This is a genomic window from Klebsiella sp. 2680 (assembly GCF_900198535.1).
Lineage (GTDB): Bacteria > Pseudomonadota > Gammaproteobacteria > Enterobacterales > Enterobacteriaceae > Klebsiella > Klebsiella indica.
Window position 1 is genome coordinate 47282 of sequence record NZ_FZNJ01000007.1, and the last position, 26147, is coordinate 73428.

Below are 26147 nucleotides of genomic sequence, written 5' to 3' on the forward strand. Positions count from 1 at the left end.
CCCGCGCCGAATCAACAGGAAACACTAGACTATGCAGACCATTCTCGACGCCTGGTTCGTCCAGGGCATGATTAAAGCCACTTCCGACGCCTGGCTCAAAGGCTGGGACGAGCGCAACGGCGGCAACCTGACATTGCGTCTCGACGAAGCGGATATCGAACCCTACGCGGCAGATTTCCACGCTAAACCGCGCTATATCGCCCTGAGCCAGCCGATGCCAACGCTGGCCAATCAGCCATTTATTGTCACCGGCTCCGGTAAATTCTTCCGCAACGTCCAGCTCGACCCTGCCGCGAATCTCGGGGTCGTGAAAGTCGACAGTGACGGCGCGGGATACCATATTTTGTGGGGACTGACTCACGATGCGGTGCCCACTTCCGAGCTACCGGCGCACTTCCTGTCGCACAGCGAGCGCATCAAACTGACCAACGGCAAAGACCGCGTGATCATGCACTGCCACGCTACCAACCTGATCGCCCTGACCTACGTGCTGGAAAACAGCAGCGAGCTGTTCACCCGCAAACTGTGGGAAGGCAGCACCGAATGTCTGGTGGTGTTCCCGGACGGCGTCGGCATTCTGCCGTGGATGGTGCCAGGTACTGACGAAATCGGTCAGGCCACCGCCGAGGCAATGCAAAAACACTCGCTGGTGCTGTGGCCGTTCCACGGTGTCTTCGGCAGCGGCCCCAATCTGGACGAAACCTTCGGCCTGATCGATACCGCCGAAAAATCTGCTGAAGTTCTGGTGAAAGTCTATTCAATGGGAGGAATGAAACAAACCATCACTCGCGAAGAGCTGATTGCCCTCGGCAAACGCTTTAATGTTCAACCAATGCAGTCCGCGTTAGACCTTTATCAATAACAACATCGCGCCCCGCTCACTGAGATGGGGCGAACTCTGTCACCTGCAAAATATTCTCTGAGTATTTCGCCATGCAGAAAGTAGGTGTCGCAGTAACTCCTCCGGCGCTTACACGCGTAAGTCACGGAATCAAGCGACAACGCTGCAAAGGCGGAAAACGACGGGAATCTAACTCAATCATGTGGAGTAAAAGCAATGAAAACAAAGACAAGCTTGATCCTCACCGTTGCCGCCCTGGCGTTGTCCGGTTCTGCTTTAGCGGAAGTTAAAATCGCCCTTGTGGCGAAATCACTGGGAAATGGCTTCTTCGAAGCGGCAAACGTTGGTGCCCAGGAGGCGGCCAAAGAGTTAGGCGATGTAAATGTTATCTATACCGGCCCGACCACCACTACCGCCGAAGCGCAGATCGAAGTGCTGAATGGCTTGATCGCTCAAAGAGTCGATGCGATCGCCATTTCCGCTAACGATCCCGACGCCGTGGTGCCGGTGCTGAAAAAAGCAATGCAACGCGGTATTAAAGTGGTTTCATGGGACTCCGGCGTCGCCCCTGCGGGCCGCCAGATCCACCTTAATCCGTCCAATAACGCCTTAATTGGCGAAACCAACGTCAGGCTCGCCGCCGATGCGCTAAAAGCGCTGAACGTTGAAAAAGGCGATGTGGCGATTTTAAGCGCCACCCCGACCTCCACTAACCAGAACATCTGGATTGAGGAGATGAAAAAGGTGCTGCCGAAGTACCCGTCGGTCCATCTGGTGACCGTTGCCTATGGAGATGACCTGTCCGATAAAAGCTACCGCGAAGCGGTAGGGCTGCTGAAGTCATATCCGGATCTGAAAGTGATCGTTTCGCCTTCGTCGGTAGGGATCGTTGCCGCCGCGCAGGCGGTAAAAGACCAGGGCAAAATCGGCAAAGTGTACGTGACCGGGCTGGGGCTACCGTCAGAAATGGCCGGAGCGATTAAGTCCGGCGCCAGCAAAAGCTTCGCCATCTGGAACCCCATTGATCTTGGCTACGCCGCCACTTACCTCGCCGACGATTTAGTCAAAGGCACGGCGAGCAAAACCGAAGCCAGTATGGGCAAACTGGGTAAAGTGAAGCTGGATGCCAATGGTAACGGCGCGATGGGCAAACCGTTCATCTACGATGCCAGCAACATTGATAAGTTCTCAAAAATTTTCTAATCCCTGAGCCCCCACTCCGGCCTTCTCGCAAAGGGAGAGGAAGAAAGCGATGCCCTCTGCGCAATGATGCAGGGCGCGCCGCACAATTCGCTCCCCCTTCCGGGAGAGGGTTCGGGTAAGGGGTGATTTTTACGGAGAATTATCATGTCCGCATCCACGCCTCTGCTGTCTCTTAAGGGCATCACCAAGGTCTTTCCCGGTGTGCGCGCCCTTGAGAACGTACAGCTCGATCTCTGGCCCGGCAAAGTGACCGCCTTAATTGGCGAAAACGGTGCCGGCAAATCCACGCTGGTCAAAGTGATGACCGGTATTTATCAGCCTGAAGAGGGCGATATTCTCTATAAAGCGATTCCAATCCACCTGCCCAATCCGGAATCAGCCCATAAGGTGGGGATCACCGCGATCCATCAGGAAACGGTGCTGTTTGACGAACTCTCGGTCAGCGAAAATATTTTCGTCGGCCATTATCTCTATACCGGCTTGCTGAAGAAGCTCGACTGGCCCGCGATGCACCGCAAAGCCAGCGAAATTCTCAACCGCCTTGAAGTGCAGATCGACCCGCGCGCGACGCTAAAAACCCTCAGCATCGCCCAGCGACATATGGTGGCGATTGCCAGAGCGCTCTCCTTTGATGCCCAGGTGGTGATCCTCGATGAACCCACCGCCGCGCTCTCACAACACGAAATTCTGGAGTTTTATCAGATCGTTGAACGCCTGAAGCAGGACGGCAAAGCGATTCTGTTTATCTCACATAAGTTCGATGAGATTTTCGAACTGGCGGATTACTACACCATTCTGCGCGATGGCGTTTACGTCAACTCCGGGGCAATTAACGACATCACCGAGGAGCGGATGGTGGCGATGATGGTAGGCCGCGCGATTACCCAAACCTACCCGAAAGTCGACTGTGTCCCGGGGGAAACAGTGCTGGAGGTAAAAGATCTCTGTCATCCTACCGAGTTCGCCCATATCAACTTCAGCCTGCGCAAAGGTGAAATCCTCGGTTTTTACGGCCTGGTGGGCGCCGGACGTACCGAGCTGATGCAAGCGCTCTCCGGCGTTTCGCATCCCTCCTGCGGCGAGATCGTGCTGAAGGGCGAAACCGTCCACTTTCGCCAGCCTGCCGACGCTATCCGCGCCGGTATCGTCTGCGTGCCGGAAGAACGACAGAAGCAAGGGGCGATTATCGCCCTGCCGATCGCCCAGAACATCAGCCTGCCGCAGCTCAGCAAACTGAACCCCAATGGGGTGCTTAACGACGCCCGCGAATGGCGGCTGGCGGATGAGTACGCCTCGCGCTTGCAGGTCAAAGCCTTTAGCTGGCGTCAGGCGGTGGAGACCCTCTCCGGCGGTAATCAGCAAAAAGTGGTGATCGGCAAATGGCTGGCGACCCACCCGGAAGTCATTATCCTCGACGAGCCGACCAAAGGTATCGACATCGGTTCCAAAGCGGCGGTGCATCAGTTTATGTCCGAACTGGTCAGCCAGGGGCTGGCGGTCATTATGGTCTCTTCGGAACTGCCGGAAGTGATGGGCATGGCCGACCGGATTATCGTCATGCATGAAGGGCTGATGGTCGCGGAATACCGCGCCGGTGAGGCGACGGCGGAAACCATCGTCAGCGCCGCCAGCGGCACAAGTCAGGAGGCGGCGTAATGGGACGACAACTGTTTAAACACCGCGAAGCGCTGCTGGCGACGGTCATCGTGGTGATGATCGCCGCTATCGGCAGCCGGACGCCGTCGTTTGTCTCGCCGGGTAATCTGGTGGAGATGTTTAACGACACCGCCATTCTGATCATCCTTGCTCTCGGCCAGATGATGGTGCTGCTCACCAAAGGTATCGACCTGTCGATGGCCGCCAACCTGGCGTTGACCGGCATGATTGTCGCGCTGCTCAACGCCCACTATCCAGGGATTCCCGTGTTGGCACTGCTGGCGCTGGCAACCCTGCTGGGTCTGCTGATGGGGGCGATTAACGGCCTGCTGGTCTGGCGGCTCGGGATTCCGGCCATTGTGGTGACGCTCGGCACCATGAGTATTTATCGCGGCATTATCTTCCTGCTCTCCGACGGCAGTTGGGTCAATTCGCACCAGATGAGCGCCAGCTTTCTCGGCCTGCCGCGCGCCTCGTTGTTGGGCCTGCCGCTGCTGAGCTGGTACGCCATCGCCGCGCTACTGCTGGTCGGCTATTTCTTACGCTACAGCCGTAGCGGACGAGCGCTGTACACCGCAGGCGGTAACGCTACGGCGGCGTATTACACCGGAATTAACGCCGGGAAAATGCAGTTCGTCAGCTTCTGCCTTTCCGGCGCGCTGGCCGGATTCTGCGGCTACCTGTGGATTTCGCGCTTTGCCGTCGCCTACGTCGATGTCGCCAACGGTTTTGAATTACAGGTGGTCGCCGCCTGCGTCATCGGCGGCATCAGCACCATGGGCGGAACCGGCCGGGTGCTCGGCTGCCTGTGCGGCGCATTGTTCCTTGGGGTGATCAATAACGCGCTGCCGGTGATCGGGATCTCGCCATTCTGGCAGATGGCCATTTCCGGCGCGGTTATCGTGATTGCGGTGCTACTTAACGAACGCAGCAATAAGGGACATGGACGATTAATTCTGCGCAACGCGGCGTTAGCCCGACAGAAACAGGCGGTGAAATCATGAGCAAAATGATGCTATCTGCAGAGATGAAAAACGCTACGGACGCGCCGTCGCCGCTGCGCCGCCTGCTGTGCTGGGAAGGATTTCTGCTGGCGGTGACCCTGGCGGTATTTATCGGCAACGCCCTCGCTTCCCCCTGGTTCCTCGATATCTGGAACCTGTCGGACGCCACGTTTAACTTCACCGAAAAAGCGATCATCGTGCTGCCGATGGCGATGCTGATTATCGCCAGAGAAATCGATCTCTCGGTGGCGTCGACGATGGCGCTCAGTTCCACGGTGATGGGATTCTGCGCGACAGCGGGCATGGATACGCCGCTGCTGGTGGCCGTCAGCCTGGGCGTCGGGCTGCTGTGCGGCCTGTTTAACGGCATCCTGGTAACGCGCTTTAATCTGTCGTCGATTGTCATCACCATCGGCACCATGAGCCTGTATCGCGGGATCACCTACATCCTGCTGGGTGACAAGGCGCTGAATCACTACCCGGATAGCTTCGCCTGGTTCGGTCAGGGCTACGTGTGGGGCGCGCTCTCTTTCGAGTTCGCGCTGTTTATCCTCCTCGCCGTCGCCTTTACCTTTCTGCTGCATAAGACCAACTTTGGCCGCCGGACTTACGCCATCGGCAATAACCCCACCGGCGCCTGGTTCTCCGGCATCAACGTCAAGCGCCACAACCTGGCGCTGTTTGCGCTGGTCGGACTGATGTCGGGACTGGCGGCGGTATTGCTGACCTCAAGGCTCGGCAGTACCCGCCCGACGCTGGCGATGGGCTGGGAGCTGGCGGTGGTCACCATGGCGGTACTCGGCGGCGTCAATATTCTCGGCGGTTCCGGCAGCATGCCAGGGGTGATTATCGCCGCCTTTCTGATGGGGCTGGTAACGTTCGGCCTGAGCCTGCTCAACGTGCCGGGCATCGTGATGTCGATCATTATCGGCGCGATGCTGATTGTGGTGATTTCGCTGCCGATTATTACAAAGCGGATTATGCAACGAAGACGCATTTAATTTCCCCCTCACCCTGACCCTCTCCCCTCGGGGAGAGGGAACTGTACGGTGCGGCCTTTCTTCCTCTCCTTTGGGGAGAGGAGCAGGGTGAGGGGAACGGATTTCCCAAAATAGATATTTAAGGAGAATTATCATGAGTTTTATGTTGGCACTTCCCAAAATCAGCCTCCACGGCGCCGGCGCAATCGGCGATATGGTCAAGCTGGTGGCGGGTAAACAGTGGGGTAAAGCGCTGATCGTCACCGATGGTCAACTGGTGAAACTGGGCCTGCTCGACAGCCTGTTCACCGCGCTGGATGCGCAGCAAATGCCTTATCATCTGTTTGACGACGTGTTCCCTAACCCAACCGAAGCGCTGGTGCAAAAAGGTTACGCGGCGTATCAGAACGCGGGCTGCGACTACCTTATCGCCTTTGGCGGCGGCAGCCCGATTGATACCGCCAAAGCGGTAAAAATACTGACCGCCAACCCGGCGCCATCAACTGCCTACTCCGGCGTCGGCAAAGTGAAAAACGCCGGGGTGCCGCTGGTGGCGATCAACACCACCGCCGGGACGGCCGCAGAAATGACCAGTAACGCGGTGATCATCGACTCCGCACGCCAGGTGAAAGAGGTGATTATCGACCCGAATATCATCCCGGATATCGCCGTCGATGACGCCAGCGTGATGCTGGATATTCCTGCAGCCATTACCGCCGCCACCGGTATGGATGCGCTGACTCACGCGATCGAAGCCTTCGTTTCCATTGGCGCGCACCCGCTGACCGATGCCAACGCTCTGGAAGCTATTCGCCTGATCAATCTGTGGCTGCCAAAAGCCGTGGACGACGGGCACGACCTGGAAGCCCGCGAGCAGATGGCATTCGGTCAGTATCTGGCGGGCATGGCGTTTAACAGCGCCGGTCTTGGCCTGGTTCACGCCCTCGCCCACCAGCCGGGCGCGACCCACAATCTGCCGCACGGCGTATGCAACGCGATCCTGCTGCCGATCATCGAAAACTTTAACCGCCCGAACGCGGTCTCTCGCTTTGCCCGCGTGGCGCAGGCAATGGGCGTCGATACCCGCGGCATGAGCGATGAAGCCGCCAGCATAGAGGCGATCAACGCCATCCGCGCTCTGAGCAAACGCGTCGGTATTCCGCAAGGCTTCAGCCAGCTTGGCGTTAATAAAGAGGATATCGAAGGCTGGCTGGACAAAGCGCTGGCCGACCCATGCGCACCATGTAACCCGCGCACCGCCAGCCGCGATGAAGTCCGCGAACTCTATCTGGAGGCATTATGATCCGTAAAGCTTTTGTTATGCAGGTAAATCCGGACGCTCATGAAGAGTATCAGCGCCGCCACAATCCGATCTGGCCGGAACTGGAAGCGGTGCTGAAAGCCCACGGCGCGCACCACTACGCGATTTATCTCGATAAAGAGCGCAACCTGCTGTTTGCGACGGTGGAGATTGAATCAGAAGCGCGCTGGGACGCCGTCGCCAGTACCGAGGTATGCCAGCGCTGGTGGAAACATATGCGCGATGTGATGCCTGCCAACCCGGACAACAGTCCGGTAAGCGCAGAGCTAAAAGGCGTGTTTTATCTGGATTAACCCCATAATTGCCCCGCTGAACCTGGCGGGGCAACTTTGCAGTGAATAAGAAAACCGATTTAAAGCGAAGCCATTATTCCCCTGTGCCATCAAACCATCCACGGTTAATCATCCACGGCGCGAAATAAACATAAGCGGCAATAAGTCTCTCAGTTTGCGTGGAAGAGTGCGGCGAATAGCCCGCAATATGAGAGACAAAGCGCCAGTCGGCGCTCTGTCTGGGGAGAGAACTACTGTGCTAACGGTTTGCGCACAAAGAAGCCATAGAAACAGGCGCCAAGGAACAGCAGGCAGCCGCCGAGAATAAAGACGTTGGTAAAGTGCCCGGTCACATCCAGAATAATCCCGGTGATCACCGGCGCCAGCGCCGCGCCAAGGAAACCGCCAAAGTTCTGGATCGCGCCGAGAGAAGCAACCTGTTCTTTAGGTGCCATATCCGCGGCCAGCGCCCAGATCACCCCGGACGGCATCTGCGAACAGAAATAGCCCAGCGTCAGCAACGTAATCGCCGTACCGCTGTTGCTTACAAACGGAATTGGCATCACGAAACAGGCCGCCATTACCGCGCCCAGAACAATTGGCACCTTACGCGCCGTCACCGCATTCACTCCTCTGCGAATCAGACGGTCAGAAATCATCCCGCCGCATAGCACGCCAAGAATACCGGCGAAGAACGGAATGGATGCAATAAAACCCGTCTGCTTCAGGCTGAATCCCAGCGACGTTTCCAGATAACCCGGCAGCCATGTCAGATACACCCAGATGGTAAACATGATGCAGAAGTTGCCGGAAATCATGAACCAGGTGGTTTTGTTGCGGAACAGTTGGCCCCAACTGACCTGCGGTTTATCCATTGCGTTCCCGGCGACCTGCCCGGTATGGATAAGCATCGCTTCCCGTGCGTCTGGATCGCGATAAAACTTCAGCCATGCCAGCGCTAACGGAATCCCCAACAGACCGATGGTGATAAACATCCCGCGCCAGCCAACCCACAGCAAGAGGATAGTCAGCAGCGGCGGCGCAACGGCGTTAGCGATTTGCGAACCCGTATTGATGATTGCCGTCGGCAAACCGCGTTCTTTCTCCGCAAACCAGCTTTGGGTAATTTTGATCCCCGAGGTAAAGAACGGTGATTCCGCTATCCCCAGCAATACCCGCAAGCCGTAGAAAAAGCTATAGGTGTTCACAAATCCCATCAGGAAGGTCACGGCGGACCACAGCGTCAGCGCGCTGGTAAACATCTTCTTCGGGCCAAAACGGTCCACCAGCCATCCGGCAGGCAGGTTAGCCAGCGCATAAGGCCAGAGGAATGCCGACAACAGCAGACCCATTTCGGTGCCGGAGAAACCAAACTCCCTGGAGATAGTGGTATTGGCGATACTCAGGTTGGCGCGGTCAAGGTAGTTCACCACCGCGGCCAGCAGCAGAATTAAAATAATCCCCCAGCGACGTCGGGAAAGCGTCGGCGGCGAAATTGCCGTGGCGGAAGTCGGATTCACGGTGCTCATACCGCCTCCTCCAGTAATGTACGATCGATTTTAATCACCGCTTTGCGCAGTAAGTTCACTCCGCCGCCCTGTGGATGACAGCATGGGCGATGGATATCCTGCGGAAAGAAAATCGCAAACATGCCGGGCGTCAGCGTCACCTGGGTCTCTTCTTCTTTAACCTGCCAGAACATAATGTCCTGCTGCGGCGTATGGTCATCAACAAGGGTATGCAAGCCGCTTTCGACACGGCTGACCCCCATCCGTTCATGGCCTGAAATCAAATACTGGATATCAATAAACTGGCGGTGCGACTCCGGGCGCGACGCCGCAAAGGGAACGCTGTCCATCTCCTGCAACAGGCAGAACAGTTTGCCGGGGATCAGGTCGATTTTGCCCGGCGCGAAGTCCTGAAAGTCGTGCTGCGCAAGAAAAGCCAGCGCCTGACGAATGACCGGATGGTAAGCCGACTCTTGCGCGGGCCATGCCTGCAGGCTGGTTACTATCATAATGGTATCCTCCGCTTAGCCCGCGATACGCTGACGCCACTGTTCGGTTCCGGCGCGGATCTGGTCAAGGATCACCGTCAGTCCCCAGAACTTATTCAGCACATCATCTTTGTTGACCCGGCAGGTAATGCCATCAAAAGTCCCCAGCCGCTGATGATAAATTTTGGCGTTTTTCGGATAACCCAGCGTTTCGGTCACAGCCCCCAGCGAGAGGAAAATCGCCAGTTCATCGGCGAGCGCGCGCTGGTTTTTTCCTTCCCGCCACAACCAGCTGTACAGTTCAGGATGAAAGTTGGTAAACACGCCGCTAAAGCCCTGGGAACCTGCGAGCATCGCTGGCCACGCAATGGCCGCGTTGGCGTTAATGACGTTGAGCGGCGTACCCTGCGCCAGACGTACGCGACGTTCAACGGTCGGCAGATCGCAGCTCACATCCTTCAGTACAATGAAGCGGCCGCTGTTAGCGCACCAGGAAAATTCATCATCGCTAAGCAGGCGGCGATACGGTGCCGGACACTCGTAAAGGCCGAGCGGCAGAGAGGCTGGCAGCGTTTCCAGCAGCGCATTGAGCGTGGCGTGGAAGACCTCGCTGCCCTCATTACGCGGATCGAGGTGATTGGTCACCAGCACCAGAGCATCAATGCCGGTCTGCGCCATTGCCAGCAGTTCGGTTTTTTGCGCTTCAAGATCGTCGCTGATATGACCAGAGGCGATAACCGGAATACGGCCATTAACGTGCTGTACCACAAAGCGCGCCAGTTCGACGCGCTCCGCTAAGGAGAGGAACTGCATTTCACTGGACTGGCAGACGGCAAACAGCGCATCAACCCCCTTCTCCAGATACCAGTCGATTAATTTCGCCAGCGCCGGATAATCAATCCGTTCGTCAGCTGTAAATGGCGTCAGCATTACTGGAACAATACCGTTGATCGTTTTCATCTTATTTTTCCTGGATTCAGAGGGTCCGAAGTCGTGCATTTGCCTGTTCGAAGTCAGGCATGTTGGATGCCCCTTCCAGCTCAACGGCCAGAGAGGCGAAGGCGGAGGCCCAGGTTGCGGCCTGCACCAGACTGTTTCCGGCGGCAAGCGAAGCGGCCAGCGCGCCGTTAAAAGCATCGCCAGCACCGGTGGTATCCACGGTGACGGCAGGGAAAGCGCGGATATGGCTAAACTGATGGTTGTCCAGCAGCAACGCACCGCGCGATCCCATGGTAATCAGCACCTTCTTAGCGCCCAGCCCGGCAATGTGCAGGGCGGCTTCTTTTGCCGTATCAAGATCCTTGATATCGATACCCGATAATAGAGAGGCTTCCGTTTCGTTCGGCGTAATCACATCAACAAAGGGAATGCTATGAATAATTTCAGCAGAATAAGGTGCCGGATTGAGAATAACGCGCTTACCCAAATCGTGAGCTATTTTAATAATTGAATGCGTCGCATCGAAGTTATTTTCCAGTTGCACTAATAACACATCAGATGACGATAACTCAGGAATAATTGCCTGAATTTCACTGTGGGTAATGGTGGTATTTGCCCCAGAATAAATAGCGATCATATTCTCGCCATTCTCCTGAGAAACGTAAATAATCGCATTCCCGGTCGGCTCACTCTCTGACTGATACAGGGTGTAAGAGTGAATGGCCGAACGCGTTAAATGTTCTGCCGCCAAATTGCTGAACTGATCTTTGCCCACTTTGGCGACAAAATGCACCTGGGCACCCGCTTTGCTGGCGGCGGTTGCCTGGTTTGCCCCTTTCCCGCCAGGCCCCAGACTGCTGCCCAGCGCCATCAGCGACTCGCCTCCCCGCGGGAAACGCTCAACCTTAGCGACAATATCAACATTGAACGAGCCGAATACACATACCTTACCCTGCATAAATTTTCCTTTCTGGCGTTCATCACCTGGTGATTTACGGTGATTAACAGGTCGCAGCAGTACCTCAAAACTATCACCGGTTTCCGAAATAAGCTCGGCCTGCAAACTACGGCGTAAAATAATGGCCCCACCATAACAGCGCTGCACCAGACCCATATTTGCAAGCGCATTTAAATCACTGCGTATCGTTTCTTTCGTGACATTAAAATAAGTAGAAAAATAATTAACATGGCCACGTTCATGCTCATCTAAATATCGCAAAATAGACTTTCTACGTTCTTCAAGAAACATAATTAACCCCGATGCCACCATTGCAGTATACGAGCCGTCTGAGGGCGGAAGAGTGACATCAATCTCATGTTTTCAGGCAAAACGGAAGCAAACAAAAATGCGCGATTCTCTCGCCTGAAATCGATTTAATGCACCGAACTGGAGAGCCCCAGGGCCGTCGCCAGACATTCTCCGGACGACAATGTCGCGACGGCGCTGTTGCAAATAAAGAGAGGGTAGGTCGGATAAGGTGTTCGCATCGCCTGCAAAATTAAGGGAATCTGCAATGTACAATTACAAAATAGTCGTGACGGTAGAATCCACCGAAAGTCGCTAATGCTAATGATGACGCACCGGGAATCGCGGTTTCCGGGAACCAGATGAGGAGAAAGCGGATTAATTCAGACAACACGATGATATTAAATTCACCTGAATGATTGGTCACCCCGCTGAGTCGAGAGGTAACGCAATTCAGTAAATTGCCGCACCTGAACCACCAGACACAAAAAAAGCGCCCGCAGGCGCTCTTTCGACAGTAGCTCTTAAGCTTATTTGTTCAGTTCCGCCGTCATATGCACATGGTTACCGGTAAAGGCTTCGGTAATTTTATAAGACGCTGCGCCAGCGGCCTGGGCCTGAGCGGCGATTTTCGCTTCCGCGCCGTCCATCGTTGCCGCGGAAGCGGTTACGGTTTCAGCGGCGAAGGAACCAAAAGAAGCGGCCATAGCGATAACTGCGACAAAAGTTTTGATGCTTTTCATGATATAAACCCTTTACGTTAGTTGTTTAGATAAGGCGTTGTGCCTTGATGTGATAAATAGTAGCCCTCACATGACCAAACAAAAAGCGGAAGGATTTGTCTTTATCATTCAAAAAAATTGACTTAAATTTAACCCGCAATTAACCGCTGTGGATGGGTATAGATCGTCGCTCTGCCCGGCTTACAAAATCCCACCAGCGTCAGGTTGCAACGTCCGGCAACCTCCACCGCCAGCGTGGTGGCGGCGGAAACCGCAAACAGGATTTCTACTCCGCACATCGCCGCCTTCTGCACCATCTCATAGCTGGCGCGGCTGGAGACCAGCGCGGCGCCGCTGCCCCAGTCCCCCTCTACGTCGGCGCGGCGTCCGAGGAGTTTATCCAGCGCCACGTGCCGGCCAACGTCCTCGTAGCCGCCCGCAAGAGCGCCGCAAGGGTCAACCCAGGCCGCAGCATGCGTACAGCCGGTAAGGCGACCTATCGGTTGAAAATCATGCAGATGCGCCAGCGCGCGATCGAGATTCGCCAGATCGAATGTCTGAGTAAACGGCAGCGGCTGCACCGGTTTGCCGATATCGTTGAGCTGCTCAACGCCGCATACCCCACATCCGGTGCGCCCGGCCAGCGCGCGACGACGCGCTTTCAGCCCCATAAAACGGCGGCTGGAGAGCTCAATTTGCACCTCCAGACCGTTACAGGCCTGTACGACATCGATCCCATAAATCTCGCGTCGGCTTTCAATAATCCCTTCAGATAAGGAAAAGCCTACGGCGAATTGCTGCAGATCTTTCGGCGTCGCCATCATCACCACGTGCGAGATCCCGTTGTAAACCAACGCGACCGGAACTTCTTCAGCCAGCGTGTCTGGCTGAGGCTGTTGCAAATTTTCACGCTTCCAGAGCGCGACCTGGCGACAACCCGTGATATCCATCACGTTTTCGACTTGTTTATGAGGGTTCTTGTTCACTTTATCTTAACCGTATTGGAACAGGCACACACACAATGTGGTATTCTATTTATATCCCTTCAGGAACGAGGGAAATTACCTCAATTCTGAACCTTCGCGGCTCTTACCGCAAAGCAAATAACTATACGTGACAATGTCGAAACAAGGAGCAAACCATGCAGGTCAGCAGAAGGCAGTTCTTTAAGATCTGCGCTGGCGGTATGGCAGGAACGACGGCAGCGGCGCTGGGCTTTGCCCCCGGCGCAGCGCTCGCGGAAACCAGGCAGTACAAACTGCTGCGCACCCGCGAAACCCGTAACACCTGCACTTACTGTTCCGTTGGCTGCGGGCTGTTAATGTACAGCCTCGGCGACGGCGCAAAAAATGCCAAAGCGTCAATCTTCCATATCGAAGGTGACCCGGATCACCCGGTCAACCGTGGTGCGCTCTGCCCGAAAGGGGCCGGTCTGGTGGACTTTATCCACTCCGAAAGCCGCCTGAAATTCCCGGAATACCGTGCGCCAGGCTCCGATAAGTGGCAGCAAATCAGCTGGGATGAGGCGTTTGACCGCATCGCTAAGCTGATGAAAGAGGACCGCGACGCCAACTTTATCGCGCAAAACAGCGCGGGCACCACCGTTAACCGCTGGCTGACCACCGGTATGCTGTGCGCCTCCGCTTCCAGTAACGAAACCGGTTATTTAACCCAGAAATTTACCCGATCGCTCGGCATGCTCGCGGTCGACAACCAGGCGCGCGTCTGACACGGACCAACGGTAGCAAGTCTTGCTCCAACATTTGGTCGCGGTGCGATGACCAACCACTGGGTCGACATCAAAAACGCCAACCTCGTCGTGGTAATGGGCGGTAACGCCGCTGAAGCGCACCCTGTCGGGTTCCGCTGGGCGATGGAAGCCAAAATTCACAATGGCGCGAAGCTGATTGTGATCGATCCCCGTTTTACGCGTACCGCATCGGTGGCCGATTTCTATGCCCCCATTCGCTCCGGTACTGACATTACCTTCTTGTCAGGCGTCATGCTGTACCTGTTGAACAACGAAAAAATCAACCGTGAATATACCGAAGCCTATACCAACGCCAGCCTGATCGTGCGTGAGGATTACAGCTTTGAAGACGGTCTGTTCAGCGGCTACGACGCGGAAGCCCGCAAGTACGATAAAACGTCCTGGAATTATGAGCTGGATGAAAACGGCTTTGCCAGACGCGATACCACGCTGCAACATCCGCGCTGCGTCTGGAACCTGCTGAAACAGCACGTTTCCCGTTATACACCGGAAGTTGTCGAAAACATCTGCGGTACGCCAAAAGCCGACTTCCTGAAAGTCTGCGAATATATCGCGGAAACCAGCGCCCATGATAAAACCGCATCGTTCCTGTATGCGCTCGGCTGGACGCAACACTCCATCGGCGCGCAAAACATTCGTACGATGGCGATGATCCAGCTGCTGCTCGGCAATATGGGGATGGCTGGCGGTGGCGTCAACGCCCTGCGCGGTCACTCCAATATCCAGGGGCTGACTGACCTCGGCCTGCTATCGCAGAGCCTGCCGGGTTACCTGACGCTGCCGAACGAAAAACAGACCGATCTGCAAACCTACCTCGCCGCCAACACGCCAAAACCGCTGTTGAAGGGCCAGGTGAACTACTGGGGCAACTACCCGAAATTCTTCGTTTCCATGATGAAGGCCTTCTTTGGCGATAAAGCCACAGCAGAAAACAACTGGGGCTTTGACTGGCTGCCGAAGTGGGATAAAGGCTACGACGTGCTGCAGTATTTCGAGATGATGAGCCAGGGTAAAGTGAATGGCTATATCTGCCAGGGCTTTAACCCGGTGGCCTCATTCCCGAATAAAAACAAGATCGTGGCGTCGCTTTCAAAACTGAAGTATCTGGTGACCATCGATCCGCTCAATACCGAAACGTCCACCTTCTGGCAAAACCACGGTGAGTCGAACGACGTTGATCCGTCGAAAATCCAGACCGAAGTGTTCCGCCTGCCATCCACCTGTTTCGCCGAAGAGAACGGTTCTATCGTTAACTCCGGCCGCTGGCTGCAGTGGCACTGGAAAGGCGCGGACGCCCCCGGAATTGCCGTCACCGATGGCGAGATTCTGGCCGGTATCTTCCTGCGTCTGCGTAAGATGTACGCCGAACAGGGCGGCACAACGCCAGAGCCGGTGCTGAACATGACGTGGAACTACGCCACCCCTCATGAACCCGCTTCGGAAGAAGTGGCGATGGAGAGCAACGGTAAAGCGCTGGCGGATCTTATCGATCCGGCAACCGGTGCGGTGATCGTCAAGAAAGGCCAGCAGTTGAGTTCGTTCGCGCAGTTGCGGGATGACGGTACCACCGCCAGCGGCTGCTGGATCTTCACCGGTAGCTGGACGCCGGACGGCAACCAGATGGCGCGCCGCGATAACGCCGACCCGTCAGGCCTCGGCAATACGCTGGGCTGGGCGTGGGCATGGCCGCTTAACCGCCGCATTCTGTATAACCGCGCCTCCGCTGACACCCAGGGGAAACCGTGGGATCCGAAACGCCAGTTGCTGAAATGGGACGGCGCAAAATGGGGGGGTATTGATATCCCGGACTACAGCGCCGCCGCGCCTGGCAGCGACGTTGGGCCGTTTATCATGCAGCCGGAAGGGATGGGGCGCCTGTTCGCGATCGATAAGATGGCGGAAGGGCCGTTCCCGGAACACTACGAACCCTTTGAAACGCCGTTGGGAACTAACCCGCTGCACCCGAATGTGGTCTCTAACCCGGCCGCTCGCGTCTTTAAAGACGACCTTGAGCAGATGGGCAAAGTGGCGAAATTCCCGTACGTCGGCACCACTTACCGCCTGACCGAGCACTTCCACTACTGGACCAAGCACGCGCTGCTGAATGCCATCGCACAGCCAGAACAGTTTGTGGAGATCGGCGAGAAGCTGGCGAATAAACTCGGCATCGCTCACGGCGATACCGTTAAGGTCTCCTCTAACCGCGGCTATATCAAAGCCAAGGCGGTGGTGACGAAGCGTATTCGCACGCTGAAAGCAGACGGTAAAGATATCGACACTATCGGTATTCCGATTCACTGGGGCTATGAGGGCGTGGCGAAGAAAGGCTTTATCGCCAATACCCTGACGCCATTTGTCGGTGATGCGAACACACAGACGCCGGAGTTCAAATCTTTCCTGGTGAATGTGGAAAAGGTGTAACGGAGACGACCTATGGCTTATCAATCGCAAGACATCGTTCGTCGTTCCGCGACTAACGGTTTCACTCCCGCGCCGCGTGCGCGAGAGTATCAGGAAGAGGTGGCGAAGCTTATCGACGTCACCACCTGTATCGGCTGTAAAGCCTGTCAGGTGGCCTGTTCAGAATGGAACGACATCCGTGATGAAGTCGGTCATAACGTCGGGGTATACGATAACCCCGCCGATCTGACCGCCAAATCCTGGACGGTGATGCGCTTCTCGGAAGTAGAGCAGAACGACAAACTGGAGTGGCTTATCCGCAAGGATGGCTGTATGCATTGCGCCGATCCGGGCTGTCTGAAGGCCTGCCCGGCGGAAGGGGCGATCATTCAGTATGCCAACGGCATCGTCGACTTCCAGTCCGAGCAGTGCATCGGCTGCGGCTACTGCATCGCCGGCTGTCCGTTTAACGTGCCGCGCCTGAACCCGGAAGACAACCGCGTCTACAAATGCACCCTGTGCGTCGACCGCGTAACAGTGGGACAGGAACCGGCCTGCGTGAAAACCTGCCCCACCGGCGCTATCCACTTTGGCTCCAAAGAGGATATGAAAACCCTGGCGGCTGAGCGCGTGACCGAGCTGAAAACCCGCGGCTACGACAACGCCGGACTGTACGATCCGGCAGGCGTCGGCGGTACGCACGTGATGTACGTGCTGCACCACGCCGACAAGCCGAATCTGTATCACGGCCTGCCGGAGAATCCGGAAATCAGCGCCACCGTGAAGTTCTGGAAAGGCATCTGGAAACCTCTTGCGGCGGTCGGCTTTGCGGCTACCTTCGCCGCCAGCATCTTCCACTATGTCGGTGTCGGCCCGAACCGCGCAGAAGAGGAAGAAGACAACCTGCATGAAGAGAATGACGAGGTGCGCAAATGAAAAGACGTGACACCATCGTGCGCTACACAGCGCCAGAGCGAATCAACCACTGGGTCACCGCCTTCTGCTTCGTGCTGGCGGCGGTGAGCGGGTTGGGCTTCTTCTTCCCGTCCTTCAACTGGCTGATGCAAATCATGGGTACCCCACAGCTGGCGCGCATTCTGCACCCGTTTGTCGGCGTAATCATGTTTGCTTCGTTCATCATCATGTTCTTCCGTTACTGGCATCACAACCTGATCAACCGGGACGATATCTTCTGGGCGAAGAATATTCGCAAGATCGTCGTTAATGAGGAAGTGGGCGACACCGGGCGCTATAACTTCGGCCAGAAATGCGTGTTCTGGGCGGCGATTATCCTCCTGGTGCTGCTGCTGGTAAGCGGGGTGATTATCTGGCGTCCGTACTTTGCGCCAGCGTTCTCCGTTCCGGTGATCCGCTTTGCGCTGCTGCTGCATTCGTTTTCCGCCGTGGCGCTAATTGTGGTTATCATGGTGCATATTTACGCCGCGCTGTGGGTAAAAGGCACGATTACCGCGATGGTGGAAGGCTGGGTCACGAAGACATGGGCGAAGAAGCATCACCCACGCTGGTACCGTGAGGTTAGCGAAAAGCAGGATAAGCGCTAACCATTAGCGCAAGTATGTTGTGGCTCGCGAAAATGGCGTCGTGCATCGACGCCATTTTTTTAGCGGATACCGCTTTATATAGACAGCGAACCAACCGGGATTCTGGTCATATGAGCATCGAATAGATACTTTTACTAAAAAGACATATCGTGAATCCCCGGACTGCGTGGGTTCGCCCTCGCGCGAAAATCGGTATTGCGTCGCAAACAGAGCAGACATGCAGCTTAGCTATTGCACCGCTTGAGTCCACGACGAGCTATTCACAGCTGCACGGCGCATAGTCTGCGGTATCAACATCGGGTATCGTAACGTACACATTGCGATGCCATAGGTATATCCCGTAGGTCAATTACGGTTATCATTAGCGATATTCACAGAGCGGACGACATGATGCCCGCCAAATTACAGAGCAGGCCACTTTATACCTCATGGATTTCTGGTCGCATCAAAACGGCAAACGCGCGCAACCAACGCTGGCGCAGCCTGAAAAACCAGGGGATAGCCTGCCCAACCAGGAAGTGACTCAATGAGCATTCGTATCATCCCGCAAGACGAGCTGGAACAGAGCGAAAAACGCGCGACGGATATGATCCCGCCGCTATTATTCCCCCGGCTAAAAAATTTATATCACCGTCGCGCCACACGCCTGCGCGAACTGGCTGAAAATAACCCGCTGGGCGATTACCTGCGCTTTGCCGCGCTGATCGCCCATGCGCAGGAAGTGGTGCTGTACGACCACCCGCTGGAGATGGATCTGACTACGCGCATCAAAGAAGCGAACGCGCAGGGTAAACCGCCGCTCGATATCCACATTCTGCCTCGTGATAAGCACTGGCATAAGCTGCTGCATTCGCTGATTGCCGAGCTGAAGCCTGAAATGAGCGGCCCGGCGCTGGCGGTTATCGAGAATCTGGAGAAGGCCTCGGAGCAGGAGCTGGAACTGATGGCAAGCGCGCTGTTTGCGTCTGATTTCACGTCGGTCAGCAGCGATAAAGCACCGTTCATCTGGGCCGCGCTGTCGCTCTACTGGGCGCAGATGGCCAGCCTGATCCCTGGAAAAGCCCGCGCGGAATATGGTGAGCAGCGTCAGTTCTGTCCGGTATGCGGTTCTATGCCGGTCTCCAGCGTGGTACAAATTGGCACCACCCAGGGTCTGCGTTATCTCCACTGTAACCTGTGTGAAACCGAGTGGCACGTGGTACGCGTGAAATGCAGCAACTGCGAACAGACCCGGGATCTGCACTACTGGTCGCTGGATAACGAGCAAGCGGCGATTAAAGCCGAAAGCTGTGGCGACTGTGGGACTTACCTGAAAATTCTCTATCAGGAAAAAGATCCAAACGTTGACGCCGTCGCCGATGACCTGGCATCTCTGGTGCTGGACGCGCGTATGGAACAAGAGGGTTTTGCCCGCAGCTCCATCAACCCATTCCTGTTCCCGGGAGAAGGGGAGTAGTTGCTGACGTTATGCCGGGCGGCGCTTGCTGCCCGGCTTACAAATAAGTAAGACGTCATCACGTCTGGTATTCCAGTAAACTCTTTAGCATCGCATTGCATCCCTTGACTGAAATCTGCCGTTTTCTTCTATTAAAAACCAGGCCAAAATACTGTATATCCAAACAGGAAAGAGAATAACAAATGGCGCTTGAAAAAGGCATTGCAGAACTGGTTCAGGAATTTATCGATGCAGGCCGCCCCTCATCGCGCGAACAGAATATTGATGACCGTAGACGCGGCTATATCGCCAGTACGGTACTGGCTGGAGAACAGGAAAAGCGCGTTCAGGTAGAAGATATCGAGCTTGAGGGCATGGCATTTCGCGTTGTCTCTCCCCTTAACGCTTCTGGCGCTCTCCCTGCCGTTATCTATTTCCACGGCGGCTGCTTTATCAGCGGCGGTTTCGCCACTCATGACAATCAGCTCCGCCAGTTAGCATACCATAGCGGCTGTCGGGTTATCGCCATGCAATACCGGCTAGCGCCAGAGCAGACTTTCCCTGCCGCGCATGACGATGCGGAAAAGGGAACGCTGATTATTCATCGCCACGCAGAACGACTCGCAATCGACGCTTCACGTATTACGCTTGCTGGCGATAGCGCCGGAGGACATCTGGCATTAGTGACCGCTCTGCGCCTTAAAGCTGCCCATAGCTGGCAGCCAGCGCAACTGATTCTGATTTACCCGATGCTGGATGCCACCGCCAGCATGAAGAGCTATATCGACAACGGTAAAGATTACATCATCACCGAGGATACGCTGCTCAGTGGCTATGAAATGTACCTCTCATCAACAGAACGCCGTCATCCGGAAGCCAGCCCGCTGTGGCGTAACGACTTTAATGGCTTACCGCCAGTGCATATTCTGACCGCGGAATACGATCCCTTGTGTGATGAAGGCGAAGCGCTGTATCGGCACATGGTTGAGCAGGGCGTTGACTGCACCTGTCAGCGCTATCTCGGGGTGATTCATGGCTTCTTTCAGTCAGGGGGAATCAGCCCGGCGGCACGAAGCGCTATGAGGGATATCGCCTGGCGGGTTAAATCACCAGGCCAATAGAGATAAGCACGCAGGGAAACTACTCTTCTTCGTTCCCGCCCTCTTCATACGAGCCGAACGGCTTCGCGGGAAGAACAATGTAGATCCCCTCAAAAACCGCACCCAACTGGTCATCGCCAAAGAGTTCAACCTGTAGCTGAACGCGCGCTTTGCGCCCTCGCGCCAGACGATCGAGATCGCCGCTCAGGGAGCCGAGATCGGCAACGGCGCTGGGGCGTCCGCTAATGGGCTGGCTATAACGAATATGCGCATCGGCAAGAATAATTGTGCCGCCGAGATGCCGCTCACGCAGCATCAGCCAGATAAGCCCCCAGCCGGTTAACGTTGCCTGTGAAAACAGGCTGCCGGCAAACAGCGTATGGTGCGGGTTCTGGTTGCCGGATTCCGGCATGGTGGTGATAAATTTTTGCCCGGTATACTGCTGAATGCGCACGCCCATTTTCTCGCTAAGCGGGATATGCTGATACCAGGCCTGTTGTAGCTGAGCGCACCAGTCGCCGCGGTGTAAAATATCGTCCAGCGAGGCAATCGGCTTGATCATCAAAAAATGGCGAATCGGGGTGGTGGTCGGAGTGGTAATTTCACCCTGATTGACAAAACCGAGCTTAGCAAAGAAGTCCACCGCATCTTCGCGGGCGCTACAGGTCACGCGTTTAACGCCTTCCTGACGGGCAACGGACTCCAGGGTCATCGCCATCAGGGTCCCCAGACCTTTATCCTGTACCGAGGGATCCACAGCCATAAAGCGAATGGAAGCTTCATTCTCCGCATTGACATATAGTCGCCCGACGGCAACCAGATTGCCCTCTTCATCGACCACCATCTGGTGGTGCGCCATCGCATCCCAGGCATCCCGCTCGGAGCCTTTCGGCTGATGCAGCGGCTTACGCAGCATCTCCCAGCGAAACTGATAGTAGCTCTCTAACTCTTCTTCTGTTTGCGGTACACGAAGGTGATACATAGCTGTACTCTCTTTTGTTATCCGCTGCCTGACTGAAAACTGGCTCATACCTGCAACCAAAAAGTCACTGGGCCATCATTCACCAGCGAAACTTGCATATCGGCAGCAAATCTTCCGGTCTGTGTATTCATTTCCTGGTGGCGACAGCGCTCAACGAAATATTCGTACAGCGCTTCCGCTTTATCCGGCGCCGCCCCTTTAGAAAATCCGGGACGCATTCCGCGCCCGGTATCCGCCGCCAGCGTAAACTGTGAGACCACCAGCACGCTGCCGCCAGCCTGCCGTACGTTAAGGTTCATCTTGCCTTCGGCATCGCTAAAAATACGGTATCCCAGTACGCGTTCGCATAGACGGTTCGCCTTTTGCTCATCATCGTCGCTCTCGACACCCAGCAGCACCAGAAGCCCTGGGCCAATTTCACCCGTCACGTCATCCTCCACGGTAACGCTGGCTCGGGATACGCGTTGAATTAATGCAATCATGATTGTTCTGTTTCTTCTTTTTTCAGTTTGCGGTATTCACCGAGAGTGACAGTAATTTCAGCGCCAAGCAAGACGATACACCACGTCCAGTACACCCAGACGAACAAAATAGGCACCACGGCAATCACGCCGTAAATCAACTGATATGACGGGAATGCGGTGATATATAAAGCAAAGGCCTTCTTGCCCGCTTCAAAGAGCAGCGCGGCGACCAGCGAACCAACCACCGCATCGCGGTTGCATACCTGTGTCGTCGGCACAATGCTGTAGAGCAGCCAGAATGCCACCCAGGATAACAGCAACGGGAAAATGCGCAGGACATCATCAATAAAGCTATTCAGTTCACTTGCCCACCGTAACGACAGCAGATAAGAACTGATCGCCAGGCTGGCCCCCGCCAGTAGCGGCCCCAGAGTCAGGATCATCCAGTAAACCGCAAAGGAGTATGTCTTTGGTCGCTTTCGGGTACTGCGCCAGATCGTATTCAACGCGCTATCAATGGAATACATCAGCAGCAACGATGTCACGATCAGACCGAAAGCGCCCAGGGCGGTCATTCGCCGGGAGTTAGCCACAAACTGCTCAATATAGCCCTGAATGACATCCCCGGTCGCCGGGATAAAATTGGCAAAAATAAAATGACGAATCTGAATACTGACGTCAGAAAACATCGGAAATGCCGCGAACAGCGCGAAAATCACGGCGATAAGCGGCACAAGGGAGAGCAACGATACATAGGCAAGGTTGCCCGCCAGAGTCGTCATATTATCTTCATCAATACGCCGCCATAACAGCTTTAGCCAGCCTGCCAGCAGCCGCACATTGCGCGTTGTTTTTTGATGAACGGTTTTTAACATAACTGTTTGGCAAAATAGTTAGGGATGGTCTCCTTTCCGGTCACCAGAATACTGGTGATGCTTAACAGATTAGCCCCCGCGATATTATCGGCGTTATCGTCGAAAAAGATCGCATTCTCAGCCGGGAAACCTTCTGATTCGAGAACACGCTGGTAGATCCGCGCTTCGGGTTTACGCATCCCCATCTCTTGCGAAAGATAGATATGGTCAGCGGCAGCGCGTATCTCCGGGTATTCATCCGGCCAGAAAGTGGTATGTAAACGGTTAGTATTCGACAGCACCACCACCCGATGCCCCTGTTCACGTAATTTTTGCATGATCGTGATAACGTCCGGGCGCAGGGCAACAAAAACAGCCTGCCAGCCATGAGAAAACTGCTCGTAGCTCAGCGACATATTCATTTCGTGGCACATCTTTGCGGCAAAATCTTCATCGCTGATTTCGCCGCGCTCATGCTGATGAAACGCCTCCCCCATAGTGAAATGCTGCTTCAGTGTCGCAAGAGGGATGCGCGTTAAATCACTCCATGTCCCGAGCACGCGGTTAAAGTCAATATCGACAATCACATTACCTAAATCAAAGATATAGAGCATGGTCCTCTCCTTTTGTACCGTGGAAAATTAACTGTAGCGGGAAAGGAGAAGTTTGACCATGCGAGAGCGGGAACTGAATGTTCTTAAACGTGCCTGGAACTGAGGAGGCGATCTCAACGACATATAATGTTATCAAAGGGTCGATAATACTGCCGTGATATTGCCCCAATGCCGCTCACTTAAGCAAATCATCGGTGTTGTCTTTTGTTTTATTTGTCAGCGGCAATCGCATTATTGGTGGTTTAAACGAAAATCTAATTCGGTTGATTCGCTTACTGAGCTGATACGGGCTGAAATATAAAGGATATGACTTTTTTTATGATTTTCAGCCTCTGAAAAGCCACTGACGAATAACGGACTCACCGCATGGGGGTTGGGCGCATCAAGGAAACCTGGCGAGAACGCAGGCGCGCATCCAGGACTGGCCGCCAGGACGGCGGCCAGAGGGCGGGTCGAGACAGGGACAAAATTGCCGGGAGCAATTTTGAACAGCGCTTGCGCTGGCCCTGGAAGGGCGAGTCCCAGGGATGGGACGAGTAGCGTCGAGTCCCGCCCGGTCCGCCAGATGAAGCCGGAGTGGAGCGGACCGCGCAGCGGCAGGTTTTCAGCGCCATGCCGGGGGTGCAGGGGGACGGGCGAAACGTCCCCCTGCCCGTTCACACGCTGTGGATATAACGAATATCCGCGTATTTATCGTGAACGGAACAGACCACGGAATCTGAATGGGTGAAAACGAAAAATGCGTCATGCTCGCCAGAACCACCGATTAACGGAACCGCTCAGCCAGCCATAAACGCAACTGACAGCCCTTAACTGACAAGCATTACGTGATATTGCCCGGATTTATTACCCACCCGGGTACTGCGCAAGCCTTTGGAGTGGCCTATTTTTCATTACAATCACAGCGCACATCAATTGTTTCAGAACCCAGAAATTCGTTGCTCGCTGAGCCACTTTGCCAGCACGGCAATATTCGGGCTATGTAAAAATGTCACCAACTGTCGCGCCCGCTCCGCACCAACACCCGGCAAACGCCGCCACTGCTCTTCATCTTTTTCCAGTAACCGCTGCCAGTCGTCTTTCCTCAATCCTGAAAATGCGCTCTGCGGAACAGGAACACCCATTGCCTGCACCCAGCGCAGAAAGGGTTGTTTACGCGTGAGATTAAACTGATGCCACAGCCTAAGCCCGCGCTGCGCTGATATTCCCGGTATGGTTTGCAGGTGCTCCGGGGTAAACGCCAGCCATGAAAAGATGTGATCCATGTGCCGGGCATCGTGTACTGTCCGCCATAGCGTCTCTCCCGCGCCCTCAATATCAAGAGCCGCCCGGGATGAAAGCCACGCCAACCGTGAGAGAAACTGTTCCGCACATTCAGGCGTGGCGAAATAACAGCTTAACGAATTAAAATGCGCCTCAGGAGGCCGCGGCTTATTGCGCAGCGCCGTGCGCCAGACAACGGAATCGATACGCGGTATGCCTTGTCCGGCGAGGCTAATTTGTAGCTGATCGCCAATGCCGATATCCAGATTTTGCCAGCGGGAGAGCGAGCCGACGCTCACTCGCCGCACGCGCTTATCGTCCAGTTGCTGTGGCTCAAGGTGCGCGACCACCGCGATCTTACCGCTGCGCCCGATACTAAAGCTGATACCGTGAACTTCCATAACCCGTGAAGCTGGCGGATATTTCCAGGCAATAACCCAGTCGCCCTGCCCCGGCCCCCAGAAGCGCCCGGCGGACTCTCGTTCCCGTCGCACCACAACGCCATCGGTCACAAAAGGCAGCGGCGAGCTGAACCAACGTTGACGCCACTGCGCAACCTGCTGTACATGAGCGACGGAATGTGAAAAATGCGCGCTATGAATAAAGCCATTCTGCTGCAGTAATGCCAGTCGCTGGTTCATATTCGCCGGGCCATCGGGCCATGCCCAAATAAATACGCCCAGCTTATCGAGATCCACAGCAGTTGCCTGGCGCATCATCATGCCAGCAACTTTTGCCCGCGCGTTCATGCCTCCCATCTGTTTTTGCACATGCCCCTCTCGCAGCAGGAACAGTTCACCCTGCAGCACGCTGTTGGCAAGTTCAGCATCCACAGACTTGGGTACGGAAGGGATCTGCAGGATTTTCGCCGTCCAGTCTTCACCAGCCAGGCCATTTCCCCGACTTATCGCCTGCGCCAAACGACCTTGCCGGTAAACCAGGGTAACCGCGACACCATCCACCTTAGGCTGTACCCACAAGCCACTCCGATCGCGCATCCAGCGCGCCACGCTGGCTTGATCCGCCAGTTTGCGCACGCCGGTATGCGCCACCGGATGCCTGACGTCGCCCTTTAACGCAGGAAATTCATCATGTGCGGGGATGTTGCTGGTAAAGCAGCGCTGCCAGTACGCCAGTCGCGCCGCCAGTTGATCATAGACCTCGTCGCTTACCGGGCTGTTTCCTTGATGCCAATAGGCATTATTCCATTTTGTTATTTGCTGACTGAGGCGCTCGATTTCCCGTTCCGCTCTGTCCTGCGGCCACGCAGGACAGGCGGCGTAGCCATCACACACCAGCCCCCATAGCAGCAGTGCCCAGATTCCTTTTTGCATCACGATGCCCTCCTGTTTTCTCGTCGGGCATTGTGCCGCAGTTGCGTTTTCCTCGGCGAGGGGTGATTTTTTAACAGGACCAACTGACATCCAGATTTTCTGCGTTATTTCTGCAACACCCCAGGAAATCAGGAAAACAGCAGGCAAAATGAAAGAAACAACGCAAAAAGTGTGACAAGGACTACGTC

At 55.4% G+C, this 26147-nt stretch carries 23 protein-coding genes; 12 read left to right on the top strand and 11 right to left on the bottom strand.

All coding sequences use genetic code 11. The annotated features are described in order from the left end of the window. The first annotated feature begins 31 nt into the window (after window positions 1-31). The 7 genes from rhaD to rhaM all read left to right on the top strand — a co-directional run bounded on the left by rhaD (window position 32) and on the right by rhaM (window position 7298). Entirely contained in the window at window positions 32-862 is an 831-nt protein-coding gene (gene rhaD, locus FN037_RS22275) for a rhamnulose-1-phosphate aldolase (RefSeq protein ID WP_142503182.1), read from the top strand. 195 nt (window positions 863-1057) lie between these two features. Further along, window positions 1058-2044: a rhamnose ABC transporter substrate-binding protein gene (gene rhaS, locus FN037_RS22280; RefSeq protein WP_138362828.1), complete on the top strand. Its 987-nt coding sequence runs from the start codon at window positions 1058-1060 to the stop codon at window positions 2042-2044. Window positions 2045-2188: 144 nt separating this feature from the next. Next, window positions 2189-3700, top strand: a complete 1512-nt coding sequence (locus tag FN037_RS22285) for a sugar ABC transporter ATP-binding protein (RefSeq protein WP_138362827.1) — start codon at window positions 2189-2191, stop codon at window positions 3698-3700. After that, window positions 3700-4704: an ABC transporter permease gene (locus FN037_RS22290; RefSeq protein WP_142503183.1), complete on the top strand. Its 1005-nt coding sequence runs from the start codon at window positions 3700-3702 to the stop codon at window positions 4702-4704. Before FN037_RS22285 ends, FN037_RS22290 begins: the two co-directional genes overlap by 1 nt. Further along, entirely contained in the window at window positions 4701-5705 is a 1005-nt protein-coding gene (locus FN037_RS22295) for an ABC transporter permease (RefSeq protein WP_142503184.1), read from the top strand. Before FN037_RS22290 ends, FN037_RS22295 begins: the two co-directional genes overlap by 4 nt. A 133-nt stretch (window positions 5706-5838) precedes the next feature. Continuing rightward, complete coding sequence (fucO, locus tag FN037_RS22300; protein WP_138362824.1) at window positions 5839-6987, top strand: lactaldehyde reductase; 1149 nt, start codon at window positions 5839-5841, stop codon at window positions 6985-6987. Next, a complete protein-coding gene (gene rhaM, locus FN037_RS22305; protein ID WP_138362823.1) occupies window positions 6984-7298 on the top strand; it encodes an L-rhamnose mutarotase in 315 nt (104 codons plus the stop codon). Before fucO ends, rhaM begins: the two co-directional genes overlap by 4 nt. Window positions 7299-7528: 230 nt before the next feature. Here the strand turns inward: rhaM and FN037_RS22310 are convergent, their stop codons facing one another. The 6 genes from FN037_RS22310 to fdhD all read right to left on the bottom strand — a co-directional run bounded on the left by FN037_RS22310 (window position 7529) and on the right by fdhD (window position 13130). After that, the gene (locus FN037_RS22310) at window positions 7529-8806 is read right to left on the bottom strand and encodes an MFS transporter (RefSeq protein WP_138362822.1); all 1278 of its coding nucleotides are present in this window, start codon (window positions 8804-8806) and stop codon (window positions 7529-7531) included. Continuing rightward, on the bottom strand, window positions 8803-9294 hold the full coding sequence (locus FN037_RS22315) for a YhcH/YjgK/YiaL family protein (RefSeq protein ID WP_142503185.1): 492 nt from the start codon (window positions 9292-9294) through the stop codon (window positions 8803-8805). Before FN037_RS22315 ends, FN037_RS22310 begins: the two co-directional genes overlap by 4 nt. Window positions 9295-9309: 15 nt before the next feature. Further along, window positions 9310-10233, bottom strand: a complete 924-nt coding sequence (locus FN037_RS22320) for a dihydrodipicolinate synthase family protein (protein ID WP_138362820.1) — start codon at window positions 10231-10233, stop codon at window positions 9310-9312. 16 nt (window positions 10234-10249) lie between these two features. Next, window positions 10250-11461, bottom strand: a complete 1212-nt coding sequence (locus FN037_RS22325; RefSeq protein ID WP_142503186.1) for a PfkB family carbohydrate kinase — start codon at window positions 11459-11461, stop codon at window positions 10250-10252. Window positions 11462-11988: 527 nt separating this feature from the next. Next, window positions 11989-12201 carry a YdgH/BhsA/McbA-like domain containing protein gene (locus FN037_RS22330; protein ID WP_138362818.1) on the bottom strand — a complete coding sequence of 71 codons (213 nt, stop codon included), beginning with the start codon at window positions 12199-12201 and terminating at the stop codon, window positions 11989-11991. A gap of 128 nt (window positions 12202-12329) precedes the next feature. After that, window positions 12330-13130 carry a formate dehydrogenase accessory sulfurtransferase FdhD gene (gene fdhD / locus FN037_RS22335; RefSeq protein ID WP_374043500.1) on the bottom strand — a complete coding sequence of 267 codons (801 nt, stop codon included), beginning with the start codon at window positions 13128-13130 and terminating at the stop codon, window positions 12330-12332. A gap of 191 nt (window positions 13131-13321) precedes the next feature. On the opposite strand from fdhD, the gene fdnG reads away from it, so the two are divergent. From fdnG to FN037_RS22360, 5 genes are all read left to right on the top strand, one after another. After that, window positions 13322-16372 (top strand): formate dehydrogenase-N subunit alpha, encoded by a 3051-nt coding sequence (fdnG, locus tag FN037_RS22340; RefSeq protein WP_142503187.1) that lies wholly within the window; start codon window positions 13322-13324, stop codon window positions 16370-16372. 12 nt (window positions 16373-16384) lie between these two features. Further along, window positions 16385-17287 carry a formate dehydrogenase subunit beta gene (fdxH, locus tag FN037_RS22345; RefSeq protein WP_138362815.1) on the top strand — a complete coding sequence of 301 codons (903 nt, stop codon included), beginning with the start codon at window positions 16385-16387 and terminating at the stop codon, window positions 17285-17287. Then, window positions 17284-17913 carry a formate dehydrogenase cytochrome b556 subunit gene (gene fdoI / locus FN037_RS22350; RefSeq protein ID WP_142503188.1) on the top strand — a complete coding sequence of 210 codons (630 nt, stop codon included), beginning with the start codon at window positions 17284-17286 and terminating at the stop codon, window positions 17911-17913. The genes fdxH and fdoI overlap by 4 nt, the downstream gene beginning before the upstream one ends. Window positions 17914-18439: 526 nt before the next feature. Then, window positions 18440-19369: a formate dehydrogenase accessory protein FdhE gene (gene fdhE / locus FN037_RS22355; protein ID WP_138362813.1), complete on the top strand. Its 930-nt coding sequence runs from the start codon at window positions 18440-18442 to the stop codon at window positions 19367-19369. Window positions 19370-19551: 182 nt separating this feature from the next. Beyond that, the gene (locus FN037_RS22360) at window positions 19552-20469 is read left to right on the top strand and encodes an alpha/beta hydrolase (RefSeq protein WP_142503189.1); all 918 of its coding nucleotides are present in this window, start codon (window positions 19552-19554) and stop codon (window positions 20467-20469) included. A 19-nt stretch (window positions 20470-20488) separates the two neighbouring features. Here FN037_RS22360 and fabY read toward each other — a convergent pair whose 3' ends face one another. The 5 genes from fabY to ligB form a co-directional block, all read right to left on the bottom strand. Beyond that, a complete protein-coding gene (gene fabY, locus FN037_RS22365) occupies window positions 20489-21430 on the bottom strand; it encodes a fatty acid biosynthesis protein FabY (protein WP_171034944.1) in 942 nt (313 codons plus the stop codon). Window positions 21431-21474: 44 nt separating this feature from the next. After that, window positions 21475-21912 (bottom strand): D-aminoacyl-tRNA deacylase, encoded by a 438-nt coding sequence (dtd, locus tag FN037_RS22370; protein ID WP_138362810.1) that lies wholly within the window; start codon window positions 21910-21912, stop codon window positions 21475-21477. Further along, on the bottom strand, window positions 21909-22769 hold the full coding sequence (locus FN037_RS22375) for a virulence factor BrkB family protein (RefSeq protein ID WP_138362809.1): 861 nt from the start codon (window positions 22767-22769) through the stop codon (window positions 21909-21911). Before FN037_RS22375 ends, dtd begins: the two co-directional genes overlap by 4 nt. Further along, a complete protein-coding gene (yihX, locus tag FN037_RS22380; protein WP_138362808.1) occupies window positions 22763-23362 on the bottom strand; it encodes a glucose-1-phosphatase in 600 nt (199 codons plus the stop codon). The genes FN037_RS22375 and yihX overlap by 7 nt, the downstream gene beginning before the upstream one ends. Before the next feature lie 920 nt (window positions 23363-24282). Continuing rightward, window positions 24283-25959: an NAD-dependent DNA ligase LigB gene (ligB, locus tag FN037_RS22390; RefSeq protein WP_142503191.1), complete on the bottom strand. Its 1677-nt coding sequence runs from the start codon at window positions 25957-25959 to the stop codon at window positions 24283-24285. Window positions 25960-26147 lie beyond the last annotated feature (188 nt).